The organism is Streptomyces sp. NPDC032721 (assembly GCF_055579625.1).
Map to the genome: position 1 here is coordinate 92938 of NZ_JBVIMX010000018.1, position 12767 is coordinate 105704.

At 72.0% G+C, this 12767-nt stretch carries 12 protein-coding genes; 9 read left to right on the forward strand and 3 right to left on the reverse strand.

Annotated elements, in window-relative coordinates; genetic code table 11:
* The first annotated feature begins 10 nt into the window (after window positions 1–10).
* Both ACZ5PB_RS32010 and nudC read left to right on the forward strand, forming a co-directional pair.
* Window positions 11–1408, forward strand: coding sequence for a dipeptidase (locus ACZ5PB_RS32010; protein WP_468695998.1), 1398 nt, complete (start codon window positions 11–13; stop codon window positions 1406–1408).
* A 232-nt stretch (window positions 1409–1640) separates the two neighbouring features.
* A complete protein-coding gene (gene nudC, locus ACZ5PB_RS32015) occupies window positions 1641–2528 on the forward strand; it encodes an NAD(+) diphosphatase (protein WP_468696174.1) in 888 nt (295 codons plus the stop codon).
* 72 nt (window positions 2529–2600) lie between these two features.
* Here the strand turns inward: nudC and ACZ5PB_RS32020 are convergent, their stop codons facing one another.
* Entirely contained in the window at window positions 2601–2858 is a 258-nt protein-coding gene (locus ACZ5PB_RS32020) for a glutaredoxin domain-containing protein (RefSeq protein ID WP_345228545.1), read from the reverse strand.
* A gap of 165 nt (window positions 2859–3023) precedes the next feature.
* Here ACZ5PB_RS32020 and ACZ5PB_RS32025 point away from each other — a divergent pair, with 165 nt between their 5' ends.
* From ACZ5PB_RS32025 to ACZ5PB_RS32040, 4 genes are all read left to right on the forward strand, one after another.
* Window positions 3024–5207, forward strand: coding sequence for an ATP-dependent DNA helicase UvrD2 (locus ACZ5PB_RS32025; RefSeq protein ID WP_468695999.1), 2184 nt, complete (start codon window positions 3024–3026; stop codon window positions 5205–5207).
* Between the two features lie 170 nt (window positions 5208–5377).
* Window positions 5378–5704, forward strand: a complete 327-nt coding sequence (locus ACZ5PB_RS32030) for a hypothetical protein (RefSeq protein WP_468696000.1) — start codon at window positions 5378–5380, stop codon at window positions 5702–5704.
* A gap of 179 nt (window positions 5705–5883) precedes the next feature.
* Entirely contained in the window at window positions 5884–6252 is a 369-nt protein-coding gene (locus ACZ5PB_RS32035) for a WhiB family transcriptional regulator (protein ID WP_468696176.1), read from the forward strand.
* Window positions 6249–6578: a hypothetical protein gene (locus ACZ5PB_RS32040; RefSeq protein ID WP_389244082.1), complete on the forward strand. Its 330-nt coding sequence runs from the start codon at window positions 6249–6251 to the stop codon at window positions 6576–6578. Before ACZ5PB_RS32035 ends, ACZ5PB_RS32040 begins: the two co-directional genes overlap by 4 nt.
* Window positions 6579–6715: 137 nt before the next feature.
* On the opposite strand, the gene ACZ5PB_RS32045 is transcribed toward ACZ5PB_RS32040, so the two are convergent.
* Together ACZ5PB_RS32045 and ACZ5PB_RS32050 are read right to left on the reverse strand one after the other, a co-directional pair.
* On the reverse strand, window positions 6716–8086 hold the full coding sequence (locus tag ACZ5PB_RS32045; RefSeq protein ID WP_468696002.1) for an ABC1 kinase family protein: 1371 nt from the start codon (window positions 8084–8086) through the stop codon (window positions 6716–6718).
* A gap of 64 nt (window positions 8087–8150) precedes the next feature.
* Window positions 8151–9341, reverse strand: coding sequence for a ThiF family adenylyltransferase (locus ACZ5PB_RS32050; protein ID WP_468696004.1), 1191 nt, complete (start codon window positions 9339–9341; stop codon window positions 8151–8153).
* Window positions 9342–9566: 225 nt separating this feature from the next.
* Between ACZ5PB_RS32050 and ACZ5PB_RS32055 the strand changes: the two genes are divergently transcribed.
* The 3 genes from ACZ5PB_RS32055 (at window position 9567) to ACZ5PB_RS32065 (ending at window position 12766) form a co-directional block, all read left to right on the forward strand.
* Window positions 9567–10109 (forward strand): M48 metallopeptidase family protein, encoded by a 543-nt coding sequence (locus tag ACZ5PB_RS32055; protein ID WP_468696005.1) that lies wholly within the window; start codon window positions 9567–9569, stop codon window positions 10107–10109.
* Between the two features lie 174 nt (window positions 10110–10283).
* Entirely contained in the window at window positions 10284–12071 is a 1788-nt protein-coding gene (locus ACZ5PB_RS32060) for a TerD family protein (RefSeq protein WP_468696006.1), read from the forward strand.
* Window positions 12072–12085: 14 nt separating this feature from the next.
* Window positions 12086–12766: an AIM24 family protein gene (locus ACZ5PB_RS32065; protein ID WP_468696007.1), complete on the forward strand. Its 681-nt coding sequence runs from the start codon at window positions 12086–12088 to the stop codon at window positions 12764–12766.
* Window position 12767: the final 1 nt, after the last annotated feature.

Below are 12767 nucleotides of genomic sequence, written 5' to 3' on the forward strand. Positions count from 1 at the left end.
GCTCAAGGTCATGAGCGACACCCCGGACAGCGCCGTCCGTACGTACATCGAGCAGCACCGCCCCGCCTTCCTGGCGGACCTCGCGGAGTGGCTGCGCATCCCCTCGGTCTCGGCCCAGCCCGAGCACGCCGAGGACGTACGGCGCAGTGCCGAGTGGCTGGCCGCGAAGCTCAGGGAGACCGGCTTCCGGGTCGCCGAGATCTGGCCCACGGACGGCGCCCCGGCGGTCTTCGCCGAGTGGCCCTCCGGCGACGAGTCCGCCCCCACCGTGCTGGTCTACGGGCACCACGACGTCCAGCCCGCCGCCCGCGAGGACGGCTGGCACACCGAGCCCTTCGAGCCGGCCACCGTGGACGGCCGGCTGTACGCGCGTGGCGCTGCCGACGACAAGGGCCAGGTCTTCTTCCACACCCTCGGCGTCCGCGCCCACCTCGCCGCCACCGGCCGCACCGCCCCCGCCGTCAACCTCAAGCTGCTGATCGAGGGCGAGGAGGAGTCCGGCTCCCCGCACTTCCGCGCACTGATCGAGGAGCGCCGCGAGCGCCTCGCCGCGGACACCGTGATCGTCTCCGACACCGGCATGTGGTCCGAGGACACCCCGACCGTCTGCACCGGCATGCGCGGCGTCGCCGACTGCGAGATCACCTTCCGCGGCCCCGACCAGGACATCCACTCCGGCTCCTTCGGCGGCGCGGTCCCCAACCCCGCCACCGTCGCCGCCCGGGTGGTCGCCGCCCTGCACGACGAGGACGGCCGCGTCACCGTCCCCGGCTTCTACGACGGCATCACCCCGCTCACGGAGCGCGAGCGCGAACTCTTCGCCGAGCTGCCCTTCGACGAGGAGAAGTGGCTGCGCACGGCCAAGTCGTACGCCACCGACGGCGAAGCCGGGTACTCCACCCTGGAGCGCATCTGGGCCCGCCCGACCGCCGAGCTCAACGGCATCGGCGGCGGCTACCAGGGCCCCGGCGGCAAGACGATCGTCCCGTCATCGGCCGAGGTGAAGCTCTCCTTCCGCCTGGTCGCGGGCCAGGACCCGGACAAGATCGAGCAGGCGGTACGGGAGTGGGTCGAGGCCCGCGTCCCGGCCGGCATCCGCCACGAGATCGTCTTCGGCGCCGCCACCCGGCCGTGCCTGACCCCCCTCGACCACCCCGCCCTCCAGTCCGTCGTACGGGCCATGGGCCGCGCCTTCGGGCAGCAGATCCGCTTCACCCGCGAGGGCGGATCGGGCCCGGCCGCCGACCTCCAGGACGTCCTCGGCGCACCCGTGCTCTTCCTGGGCATCTCCGTACCGTCCGACGGCTGGCACGCGCCCAACGAGAAGGTCGAGCTGGACCTGCTGCTCAAGGGCGTCGAGACCACCGCGTACCTGTGGGGCGACCTCGCCGCGCAGAACAACCGCTGAGCAGAACAGAATCCCGATCCACCCGGGGGAGTTGGAAGCACCTGTGAGCACCAGCACCAGCACCAGCAGCACGAACAGTACGAGCAGTACCAGCAGCACCGGCAGTACCAGCAGCACCGGCGTGACCGCAGGAACGAGCGGCACCAGCGGCACCAGTGGCACCAGCGCCACCGCCGTCGAGAGCGTTGCTCCGGCCGCCGACCGCCCCCTCGCGCTCGCCGCCGCCAGCGGCATCGACCGCGCCGCCCACCACCGCATGGACGAGGCGTGGCTGGCCGCGGCCTGGAGCCACCCGTCGACCCGTGTGTTCGTCGTCTCCGGCGGCCAGGCGCTGATCGACGACACCCCCGACGGCCGCACCGAACTGGTGATGACCCCGGCCTTCGAGGCCCCCCTCACCGAGACCCACCGCTACTTCCTGGGCACCGACGAGGACGGCGTCAGCTACTTCGCCCTCCAGAAGGACACCCTCCCCGGCCGCATGGACCAGTCCGCCCGCGCCGCCGGACTGCGCGAGGCGGGCCTGCTGCTCTCGCCCCGCGACGCGGGCCTGATGGTGCACGCGGTCGCCCTGGAGAACTGGCAGCGCCTGCACCGCTTCTGCTCCCGTTGCGGCGAGCGCACCGTCATCGCCGCCGCCGGACACATCCGCCGCTGCCAGGCCTGCGGCGCCGAGCACTACCCGCGCACCGACCCGGCCGTGATCATGCTGGTCACCGACGACCAGGACCGGGCGCTGCTCGGCCGCCAGGTGCACTGGCCCGAGGGCCGCTTCTCCACCCTGGCCGGGTTCGTCGAACCGGGCGAGTCCATCGAGCAGTCGGTGGCCCGCGAGGTCTTCGAGGAGGCGGGCGTGGTCGTCGGCGACGTCGAGTACGTCGCCAGCCAGCCGTGGCCCTTCCCGTCCAGCCTGATGCTCGGCTTCATGGCCCGCGCCACCAGCTCCGAGATCAACGTCGACGGCGAGGAGATCGAGGAGGCCCGCTGGTTCTCCCGCGACGACCTGACCGCCGCCTTCGCCTCCGGCGAGGTGCTGCCGCCGTACGGCATCTCCATCGCGGCCCGCCTGATCGAGCTCTGGTACGGCAAGCCCCTGCCGAAGCCGGGCCGCGCCGCCTGAGCCGCCCCGTAGGTACGACGACGGCCGCCCCGCATGTCGCGGGGCGGCCGTCGTCTTCGGCGAAGATGCGGATCAGGCGGCGGCCAGCGCCTGCTTGACCTGCGCGAGCGAGGGGTTGGTCATGACCGACTCGGTGCCCGCCTCGGACACCACGAGCAGCGTCGGAACGGTCTGGTTGCCGCCGTTGGCCTTCTCCACGAAAGCGGCCGAATCGGCGTCGTGCTCGATGTTGACCTCGTTGTACGCGATGCCCTCGCGGTCCATCTGGCTCTTCAGCCGGCGGCAGTAGCCGCACCACGTGGTGCTGTACATCGTCACGGTGCCCGACATGTCCCTCTTGCTCCTCTGCTTGGCTGGGGTCTCACGTATTCGTCCGTACTTCCCAGTGACTCGAACGTACGCGACCCCGTCACCATTCCCGCATTAGTACGACGAGTCCCTGTCCCCTGTGGACAACCGCCGCAGCAGTCCCAGCGGACCTGGCAGCATGGCAGGGTGACAGCAGCAACGCACTCCTCTCTTTTCCCGCAGGTCCCGGAGACGGCCGGCGCGGTGCTCGACGGGCTCGACCCCGAGCAGCGCGAAGTCGCCACCGCCCTGCACGGTCCGGTGTGCGTGCTCGCCGGAGCAGGTACGGGAAAGACCCGCGCGATCACCCACCGGATCGCGTACGGGGTGCGCCTGGGCACCTTCGAGGCCAACAGCATGCTCGCCGTGACCTTCACCACCCGGGCCGCGGGCGAGATGCGCGGCCGGCTCCGCCAGCTCGGCGCGGGCGGCGTCCAGGTCCGCACCTTCCACGCCGCGGCCCTGCGCCAGCTCCGCTACTTCTGGCCCAAGGCCGTCGGCGGCGACCTGCCCCGCCTGATCGAGCGCAAGGTGCAACTGGTCGCGGAGGCCGCCGCACACCTCGGCATCCGCCTGGACCGGGGCGAGCTGCGCGATGTCACCGCCGAGATCGAATGGGCCAAGGTCACCCAGATCGTCCCCGACGACTACGCCGCCGAGATCGCCAAGGCACACCGCGAGGCCCCCCGCGCCGCGGCGGAAATCAGCCAGATCTACGCGAAGTACGAGCAGCTCAAGGGCCACCGCTCGGTGATCGACTTCGAGGACGTGCTGCTGCTCACCGTCGGCATCCTCCAGGACCAGCACCTGATCGCCGACGAGTTCCGCCGCCAGTACCAGCACTTCGTCGTCGACGAGTACCAGGACGTCAGCCCGCTCCAGCAGCGGCTCCTCGACCTGTGGGTGGGCGACCGCGAGAGCCTGTGCGTGGTGGGTGACGCCAACCAGACGATCTACTCCTTCACCGGAGCCACCCCCGACCACCTCCTCAACTTCCGCACCCGCCACCCGGACGCGACCGTCGTCAAGCTGATCCGCGACTACCGCTCCACCCCGCAGGTCGTGCACCTGGCCAACGGCGTCCTCGCCCCGGCCACCGGCCGCGCCGCCGAACACCGGCTGGAACTGATCTCCCAGCGGGAGCCCGGCCCCGCCCCCGTCTTCCGCGAGTACGGGGACGAACCCGCCGAGGCCGAGGGCACCGCCCGCCGCATCCGCGACCTGATCGCCGCGGGCGTACCCGCCGGTGAGATCGCCGTCCTCTACCGGATCAACGCCCAGTCCGAGGTCTACGAGCAGGCGCTCGCCGACGCCGGGGTGCCCTACCAGCTGCGCGGCGCCGAGCGGTTCTTCGAGCGGCCCGAGGTGCGCGAGGCGATCAGCCGGCTGCGCGGCGCTGCCCGCTTCGGCGGCAACGACGCCCTGCTCGACGGCGTCGAGGGCCTGCCCGCCCAGGTCCGCGCCGTCCTCAGCGGCAACGGCTGGAATCCGACCCCTCCGGCGGGCTCCGGCGCGGTCCGCGACCGCTGGGAGTCCCTCGCGGCGCTGGCCCGGCTGGCCGAGGACTACGCCAAGGCCCGGACGGGCGCCACCCTCAGGGACCTGGTCGAGGAACTGGACGAACGGGCCGCCGCCCAGCACGCCCCCACCGTCCAGGGCGTCACCCTCGCCTCGCTGCACGCGGCGAAGGGCCTGGAGTGGGACGCCGTGTTCCTGGTCGGCCTCACCGAGGGCATGATGCCGATCACCTACGCCAGGACGGAGGAGCAGCTGGAGGAGGAGCGCCGGCTGCTGTACGTCGGCGTGACCCGGGCCCGGGTCCACCTCAGCCTGTCCTGGGCGCTGGCCCGCTCGCCGGGCGGCCGCGCCCACCGCACCGCCAGCCGCTTCCTGAAGGGCCTGCGCCCGGGTTCCGGCAGCCAGGTCTCCCGTACGACCGCCGGAAGCGGCGGGGGCGCGGCCGGGACCGCTCCCGGCACCACCGTGCGCACCTTCCGGGGGTCGGTCCGCTGCCGGGTGTGCGGAAGGACACTGATCGACGGCGGCGAGATGAAGCTGATGCGCTGCGAGGACTGCCCGTCCGACATGGACGAGGGGCTGTACGAGCGGCTGCACGACTGGCGGGAGCGGCAGGCGGCGAAGGTCGGACTGCCCGGATACTGCGTCTTCACCGACAAGACGCTCATGGCGATCGCCGAGTCCCGGCCCGGTGCCGAGGGCGACCTGTCCATGATCGCCGGAGTGGGCGCCCGCAAGACCAGGCTCTACGGAACCGAGGTTCTGGCCCTCTGCGCAGGCCAGGAGCTGGGGGAGGAGCCCGGCGAGGACTGAGGAAAACTCGTCGAAAAAATAGTTTGCGCTTCTCCCGCAAGGCCCCATAGGTTCTTAACCACGGGAACAGCGGCTCTTCTCTGAGGCCCTGTTTTCGTGCTGTACTTATCCGAATACGCGTGTCCGGGCTTCGGCCGGGACCCCCTAGACGCCGAGAGGAGGCGATTCCAGTGACCAGCTTCATCACCTTCACCAAAATGACCGATCACTCGGTCTCCGCCGCCTGCACTCTCGGCTCTTCGCTCCTTGCCGCCGCTTCTCTCCGTGGCACTGGTCTGTCCGGCGTCGCCGTCGCCAGCCCGGCCGCCCTGGCGAGCCTGCCCGTCCTGGAGCGCAATGAGCGACCGACCAAGGCACCGGAAGCAGCAGTAGCGAAGGCACAGGCGCAGGCCTATGCGTTTGCGGCGACCGGTGCCGGATCGAAGACGCAGACGACGCAGCAGCACCACAAGATGTGGGCCTTCCGTGGGCTCGAACCCTGGAGTGATCCAGTCTGATCGACGATCAGACCGGCACCTTCAGGGCCGCGGAACCCCACCAGGGATCCGCGGCCCTTCTGTTTTTCCCGAACGGGAACGACGGCGCGAAGGGGCCTCGGGACCAAGCACCACCCGGTAGCAACCACCAACCGGCCAACAGGCCGGAACGAACAGACGAGGAATCCACCACCGTGACCGTGCCACTCGACACGCACGCCCCGTCCGTACCGACTTCCCACCCGCTCCCGCCGCCCGGTTCCACGGAGGACCCCACCTTGACTCCCCTCACCGCGCTCACCGCGCTCGACGACGCCATCGAGAACCTCGGCGTGCCCGTCCCCTGCCGCTCGTACGACCCGGAGGTCTTCTTCGCCGAGTCCCCGGCCGATGTCGAGTACGCCAAGTCGCTCTGCCGCACCTGCCCGCTGGTCGAGGCCTGCCTCGCCGGTGCCAAGGAGCGCCGCGAGCCCTGGGGCGTCTGGGGTGGCGAGCTGTTCGTCCAGGGCGTCGTCGTCGCCCGCAAGCGTCCGCGTGGCCGTCCGCGCAAGAACCCGGTCACGGCATGAACATCACCGGCACAGGACCCATCGACCGCCCCCACACGCACGATCCCCAGAAGCAGGACCCGATGACCCCCACCACGTACGAGCCGTCAGGCTCCGCAACCTCCACCGTCAGCACCATCGGCGCGAACGCCTCGCGTCAGAACAGGACCCGCGAGATGCAACTCATCCCAGAAGCCTTGGCCCGTGCCCATATGCAAGAGCGCATGCAGGAAGCCGAGGCGGAACGCCAGGCCGTGCGCCTGGTCGCCGCCCGGCGGATGCAGCGGCGGGCGGAGCGCGTGTCGCTCCGCGCGCGGCGCGCGCTGGCCATGGCGGTCATGCAGTAGCCGACCCCTGAGGTCGGAGCACCAAGGAAACCCCGCGGGGGCCGGTCCAGGAGGACCGCCCCCCGCAGTGCGTCCAAAGGCGGGCGGCAGGGCGTGGCCCCGGTGCCCGAGGGGCGGGCGGCGCCGCGGGCAGCGGGCTATTCCGCCTTCGCCGCTTCGGTCCCGGGCTCTTCCTCCTCCGCCAGGAAGCCCGGGAGCCAGGACTCCAGCTCGTCGCGCAGCCGGACCGTCGCACCCAGCTGGCAGAGCACCCCGATGGTGCTCAGGGTGACCCGGTGGATCAGGAGGTACGCGGGGGGCAGATTGAGCTGCTTGCCCAGCTGGTGCGCGGGGGAGCGGACATCGGCTATCCGGCCCGCCTGCTGCCGAAGCCAGCCACGGGTGAAGGTGAACTCGTCGGCCAGCGCCGGTTCGATGATCGGCACCAGGTAGTCCAGGACCGCGCCCGGGTCCAGCTCGATGTCCTCCTTGACGAACCCCTCGCGGCAGAGCATTCCGTAGACCGCGTCGGCGTCGCCCTCCAGCGTCATCCGCAGCGCCTCACCGATCGTGCCCGGCAGCCCGCCCGGCAGCCGGTCCACGGTCCCGAAGTCCAGCACGCCCAGCCGCCAGAGGCCTTCCGCTCCGTCCTCGGCGGGCAGCAACCGGAAGTTGCCCGGGTGCGGGTCCGCGTGCAGCAGCCCGGTGCGGGCCGGACCGGAGAACAGGAAGCGGGCCAGCAACTGCCCCGCCCGGTCCCGCTGCTCCTGCGTCCCGTCCGAGATGATCTCGGCCATCGGGATGCCGTCCATCCACTCCGTCACCAGCACCTGGTCGCACTGGTGCACCACGTCGGGCACCACCACGTCCGGGTCGTCCGCGAACTCCGCCGCGTGCTCGCGCTGGGCCCGCGCCTCCAGCTCGTAGTCCAGTTCCTCCGACACCCGGTCACGGAGCTCCGCTATCAGCGGCTTGATGTCCATGCCCGGAATCAGCGGCCCCAGCAGCCGGGCGAACCTGCCCAGTTGGTTCAGGTCGGAGAGCAACGCCTCACCGGCCCCCGGGTACTGCACCTTGACGGCCACCGCGCGCCCGTCGTGCCACACCGCCCGGTGCACCTGCCCGATCGAAGCGGCGGCCGACGGCTTGTCCTCGAACTCCTGGAAGAGCTCTCGCCACTCCTCGCCCAGCCGCTCCTCCAGCACCCCGTGCACGGTGCGCGTCGGCATCGGCGGGGCGGCCTCCTGGAGCTTGGTCAGCGCCGCCCGGTAGGGGCCCGCGACCTCCTCCGGCAGCGCGGACTCGAAGACGGACAGGGCCTGCCCGAACTTCATCGCCCCGCCCTTCAGCTCGCCCAGCACCTTGAAGAGCTGCTCCGCCGTGCGTTGTTGCAGCTCCCGGCCGACGATCTCGGCGGACTTGCCGCCGATCCGTTTGCCGAGGCCCCATGCGGTCCGGCCGGCGAAGCCCAGTGGCAACGCGGCCAGCTTGGCGGTACGGGTTACCGCCTTCCGGGGAAGATCAGACATGCGCCCCTCCAAATCCCAGACAGCCGCGCCGCACGGGCCCTGACAACAGTCCCCTGGACGGCGCCTACCCGGCCATTGTGTCGTGCGGCATCAACCCCTTTGAGGCCACGTCCCCCTCCGCGTACTCACCTGCCTCCCCACCTGCACCGCAGCCGCATCCGAGGTGGGGCACCAGCCGCTCCTCCCGCCAGTCCAGCAGGGGGAGCGCCGCCTGCCAGCGGGCCCCTGTGCTCGACGGCAGTTCACCGTCCAGGAACGCCAGCGCATGCGCGGCGGCCAGCCCCGCCACCATGGTCGCCAGCGCGACATCGCAGGCCTCCGCTCCTGCCCCCGCCCGCGCCGCCGCTCCCGCGTCCGCCCCCGTCCGGCGCCCCGAACGCCACTGCGCGAGCATCCTCGGCCACCCCGGATCCGCCTCCCGCCGCGCCTCTTCCACGCACCCGGCGCACGCGGTCCCGCCCGGCAGCACCAAGGGCCCCACCACTCCCGTCGCCTCCGCCACCCCCGCGTACAGATGGGGAATCCCGGACGCCATCCACGGCTCCGCCGTCGCCGGATCCGGCGCGTACACCCCCGGCCCTTCCCGGGGTGCGACCACCACCAGCGAAAGCCCGGGCCCACCACCCGGCTCCGCCGCCCCGGCCCCGCTCCGAGGCGCCCGCCCAGGGGCGCACCGCCGCACCGCCTGCCGGGCGGCCGCGTCCCGCCGCATCCCGACGGCATCGGCCGGCAGCCCGCCGGGCGCCACGTCCCACGGCTCCACACAACCGCCGTCCAGAACATCGACCCGCCCCACCCCCGAAGCGGCGAGCACCGAGGCGACCGTCGCACCGACCCGCCCCGCGCCCCGCACCTGGACCCGCGCCGACCTGCGCGCCGCCAGCTGCCGCGCCCCGCCGCCCGGCTCCGGATGCACCACGCTCAACGAGGCCAGGTCCGGACGCAGCCGGTCCAGCTCCCCGGACCGCTTCCGCAGGGCATCGGCCGCCGGACCGCCCGCCGCCACGTCGTCGATCAGCCCCGCTGCCGTCAGCCGTCGGACCACGGCGTCCACCTGCCCGTCCCGCAGACCCAGCGCGGCCCCTTCCTCCCGCAGCAGCGGCATGCCGCGCGTCCCGTCCAGCAGGCCGAGCAGGCTGCCGGTCGCCGTGTCCACCGGCCCCACCAGCACCGCGTGCGCGGACGTCATCCCGAACTGCACGCTCTGCCGGTCCCGCCAGGCCCGCCGCAGCGCGGGCTTCACCCTCGGATGCACGTTCCGTCCCCCGTTCCGGTGTTCCTCCCCGTCCGGCGGCCCCTCGCCGGGCCGCCGGTCCCACGCGATCCACCATGCCGCCCGGCGCGATTCCGTGCCGAAAGTTGTCCACAGGGCGGGGCATTAGTCGTACAAGTGGGGCCCCGTGGGACACGACCGGTGCGGTTCCGGCCGGAACCGCCCGGAGACAGGACTTCCGCCGCGTACAGCGGGTAACGTCGGGGCGTGCCAGTCGACCCGTCCCCCCGCTTCGCCGTCGAAGTCCGCAGGAGCGCCCGGCGCAGCCGCACCGTCTCCGCCTACCGCGAGGGCGACCGCACCATCGTGCTCATCCCCGCCCGGATGTCGGAGGCCGAGGAGCAGCGCTGGGTCGGCGTGATGCTCGACAAGCTGGCCGCCCAGGAGAGCAAGCGCACCCTCGGCGACGACGACCTCTCCGAGCGGGCCGGCCGGCTCTCCGACCAGTACTTCCAGGGCCGCGCCCGCCCCGCCTCGGTCCGCTGGGTCACCAACCAGAACACCCGCTGGGGATCGTGCACTCCCGCCGAGGGCAGCATCCGCCTCTCCCACCGGCTCCAGGGCATGCCGGAGTACGTCATCGACTACGTCCTCCTCCACGAGCTGGCCCACCTGTTGGTGCCCGGGCACGGCGCCCCCTTCTGGCGGCTCCTGGAGGCGTACCCGCGCACCGAGCGGGCCCGCGGATACCTCGAAGGCGTGGTCGCCGCCGACCGCCTCCCGCACCTCCCCAAGGCGCGCGCCGAGTAACTCTCCGTACACCTCCGGCAGTTCCCGGAGGCCCCTCGCGCGCGTGGCGCCGGTCGTCCCCGGCACGGCCCGAGGCGATCTGTACCGACTGTGTACCGGCTTGGCCCACTGTCGGAGATAGCGGTTAGCCTGGCGCGACGTATCCACATTCGGGACGGGGGACGGTCGTTACGTATGGCCAGGGACTTCCAGCGCGGCCACAAGGCCAAGATCAGTGACCTCACAGCGGGGACGGATCTGTACGTAGGTGTGCAGATCGGCGGTCCCGGGCTGACCTTCGACATCAGCTGTTTCGGCCTCGACGCCAACGAGCAGCTGACCGACGACCGGTATTTCATCTTCTTCAACCAGCCCAAGTCGCCCGAGGAGTCGATCCAGCTCCTGGGTGCGCAGGCCGGTGACACAGAGTCGTTCCGCGTCACCCTCGACCGCATCCCGCAGCACATCCAGAAGCTGTCCTTCACCGCGACGATCGACGGCGCGGGCCAGATGTCGCAGGCCGGTCCCGGGTACGTCCGGATCGTCGCGGGCGGCGAGGAAGTCGCCCGGTACTCCTTCAACGGCTCGGAGTTCACCACCGAGCGCGCGGTGATGCTCGGCGACTTCTACCTCAAGGACGTGTGGCGTTTCGCCGCCGTCGGGCAGGGTTTCGACGGCGGTCTCGAAGCGCTGTTGAAGAACTTCGGCGGCGAGGTCGCCGAGGAGGAGCAGCCCGCGGCCCCGGCCCCGCAGCAGGGCGCCGCCCCCGGATTCGCCCCGCCCGCACAGGGCGGAGTGCCGCAACAGCAGCCCGCCCCGTCCTTCGGAGCCCCGGCCCAGCAGCCCGTACCCCCGGCACCCGCACCCCAGGCCCCGGCACCCCAGGCACCCGCCCCGCAGGCCCCGGCACCCGCCGCCGCGCCGATACACGCCGCGCAGACCATCACGGCCCCCCTGCACCCGCAGGGCCAGCCCCCACAGGGGCAGCAGCCGTACGGACAGCCGCCGCACGCCCCGCACGCCCCGCACGCCCCGCAGGCACCCCAGCCGCCCCAGCAGTTCGGCCAGGTCCCGGGCCAGGCACCCGGGCAGAGCCAGGGCGGCCAGTACGGCTACCCCCCGGCGGGCCAGGCCCCGGCCGGCCATGCCCCGGCCGCCCCCGCCCCGTACGGACAGCCGCAGGCCCAGTCCCAGCAGCCGTACGGCCAGCAGCCCCCACAGGGCATGCCCCCGCAGGGCATGCCCCCACAGGGCCAGCAGCCCTACGGCCAGCAGGCCCCCGGCATGCCCCAGGCAGGCGGCATCGCACCCCAGCCCGCCGCCCCCGGCCTCCAGGCAGCCCTGCAGAAGTACCGCGAGCTGCCCACCGGCCAGCGCTGGACCCCGCAGAACGGCCAGCTCATGCGGGTCGACCTCGGCAACAACGGCACACCCGTCCTCGCCCGCCAGGGCAGCATGGTGATGTACCAGGGCAAGGTCGACTTCAGCTACAAGGGCGCCGGTTTCGCGGGCCGTATGGTCGGCAACGCCACCGGCCAGGAAATGCAGTTGATGCGCTGCACGGGCCAGGGCCAGGTCTTCTTCGCGGAGAACGCCTCCCACCTGCACCCCATCGAGCTCCAGGGCGACGGAATCTGCGTCTCCGCCGAGAACGTCCTCGCGTTCGACGAGACCCTCCAGCACGAGGTCCGCCGCATCGAGGGCCACGGCATCCCCGGCGGCGCGCTCTTCACGATGATGTTCCACGGCACCGGAACCGTCGTCGTGAAGACCCAGGGCACCCCGGTCGTCCTGCCGGTCACCCCCACCACGTTCGCCGACAGCAACGCCATCGTCGCCTGGTCGGCCGCGTCCCAGGTGATCATCTCCAGCCAGGTCAGGCTGCGCCGCCAGGCGTTCCCCGGCCACAGCGGAGAGACCGTGAACCTCCAGTTCCGGGGAGCGCCCGGGAACTTCATCGTCGTCCAGCCGTACGAGGTCTGAGGGAGCCCGAAGAAATGAACCAGCAACTCGCGGGCTTCGCCCCGACACCCGTCGCCGCCCGCATGGAGAACCACGGCCGTTCCATGGTCAAGGTCGCCATGGTCACCGGCCAGGACCTCTACGCGCGCACCGGCTCGATGGTCGCCTACGAGGGCTTCGTGCAGTACGAGCCCAACCCGCCTGCCGTGCGCCAGATCGCCTCGCAGTGGATCACCGGCGAGGGCGCACCCGTCATGAAGTGCTCCGGCGACGGACTGCTCTACCTCGCCGACTACGGCGCGGACGTCGTGGTCATCAACCTGAACAACGACTCCCTCTCCGTCAACGGCACCAACCTCCTCGCCTTCGACGCCTCCCTCCAGTGGGGCGTGGAACGGGTCAAGGGCCTGGCCAAGTTCGCCGGCCAGGGACTGTGGAACGTCAAGGTCACCGGCACCGGCTGGATCGCGCTCACCTCGCGCGGCACCCCGATCGTCGTGGACTGCGGGCGCGGCGAGGACGAGACGTACGTCGACCCGGACGCCCTGGTCGCCTGGTCCCCGAACCTCAAGGTCAAGGGCAAGCGCAGCTTCAAGGCGTCCTCGCTGATCGGCCGGGGCAGCGGCGAGGCGTACCAGATGGCGTTCTCGGGCGAGGGAATGGTCGTCGTCCAGCCGAGCGAGGACAGCTCGGACCGCCTGCGGATCAGGCACTGAG